Here is a 1,481-nt window from a genome sequence, read left to right as displayed (position 1 = left end):
CTTCTTGTCTGTATTTTCTATTCCAATTTTCTATGCCACATGACTACCGCTGATACACTTATTTTAAATGGTTGCGATGCTTCAATATACCCGCCCACCTCATCTAAATATTCTATTATTCTTTGTCTTAAATCGTTGCTGTAGCTCTTTGTCATTTTCCTTTTATTTTAACAAAAAATCAAACCTAATTCAACCTAAATTACTATAGTATTCCTATCATCTTTTTAAATGTAGAGTGACTTACGCCGATTAGTCTTCGAAACTCTCCTTCTTTATAATCTTTTATTTTTTCGTATTTTATTCTAACCTCTATAATAAAGGCTAAGTAATACTTATTCTTTATAGGTATAAAAGAGAGCTACTATTTTTTGGAATTTTGGGCAATAGGACCTTGTTTGTATGTACCGGAATACCCATGTATATCTTTTTAATGCATGCATTTTATACATTGGTTTTACACGAATAAAACTGAAATTCTAAAGAGAAGGCGTAAGCTTTAAAAGTTTTTTTATTTCTTGAGGCGTTAATGCTTTTTTTGTAACCACACGATATAACTTTTTTCCCTTTACTGCCTTGCATTGTACAACAAAATCATATCCTTCTGCTTTTGCTTTAAGTTTTATTAAAAATTCCTTGGCCTGAGCTAAATCTGAAAATACCGGACCTATTTGTGCGCGTTCGCAAGAAGAAAGGCTTGCTTTTTTGGCCTCTTCTAGATGCACAGGTGCTGCTTCTTTTTTCTCAAGGCTGCTAGAAGGTGGCTGTTTATTCAATACGTTAGGAGAAACTTCTTTGACCAAAGCGCTACCGTCAGAAGAAGCTTTCTTTTTTTCATCTCTCTTACAAGACTCTTCAAGTGAATTCTTGTCTTTAGGATAAGAATTTGAGCTTGATTCTGTACTTAAGTTTTGAGAATTAGAATCCGGATCTGACTTTTTTTCACCAGGAGTTTTTGAAAAGTCTTGATAAGGTAAAATTTTTTCTACTATTGGTGCTTCCTCTTGATCTAAATCATAAATTTTTTGAACATTTTTTTCCTCTTGAGGCGCAACATAAGTTCTAACAGGAAAATCGTACCCTTGAACGACAGGAACTGACGTTTTTTGCGAAACTGAAAAAAAATAATACCCTAATACACTCAATCCGCCCCCCATAAATCCACATACTACCAGTAAAAAATACCGTTTCCAGAGCACTGGCTTGGACTGAGAATAATTTTTTTCTTTATAACGTAAAGAACGGCTCACGATTACGATCAAAATAATTAATTTATTCTTTATATTATCACAAATAAATAAAGTGTCAAATTAAGTCATACTCCCCCACACTTTTTTTCAGGTAGTTTAAAAGATCGCTGAAATCAAAGAATAAGAGTTTATCTTTGATCCACCTGAGCCCCCTTGTGAAGTATGAATACAAAGATGAATAGAAAGGCGCTCTGACTGTTTTTTTGTAAGCAATTTCTTGTGTAAGGCCCGTTA

Annotated in this window: 2 protein-coding genes; both read right to left on the bottom strand. The window is 33.6% G+C overall.

Annotated features, from left to right (window positions below; all coding sequences use genetic code 11):
* Positions 1-17: 17 nt before the first annotated feature.
* Positions 18-155 (bottom strand): IS630 transposase-related protein, encoded by a 138-nt coding sequence (locus tag K737_RS07395; protein WP_006289957.1) that lies wholly within the window; start codon positions 153-155, stop codon positions 18-20.
* 321 nt (positions 156-476) lie between these two features.
* Complete coding sequence (locus K737_RS01140) at positions 477-1,247, bottom strand: hypothetical protein (RefSeq protein WP_006300971.1); 771 nt, start codon at positions 1,245-1,247, stop codon at positions 477-479.
* Between the last annotated feature and the right edge of the window lie 234 nt (positions 1,248-1,481).

Source organism: Holospora undulata HU1, from assembly GCF_000388175.3.
GTDB classification, from domain to species: domain Bacteria; phylum Pseudomonadota; class Alphaproteobacteria; order Holosporales; family Holosporaceae; genus Holospora; species Holospora undulata_A.
This window is presented reverse-complemented; position numbering and strand designations above follow the sequence as displayed.

Bases quoted from the DNA above. Each gene is read 5' to 3' on its own strand.
- K737_RS07395 (WP_006289957.1), bottom strand. From the start codon at position 155: ATGACAAAGAGCTACAGCAACGATTTAAGACAAAGAATAATAGAATAT.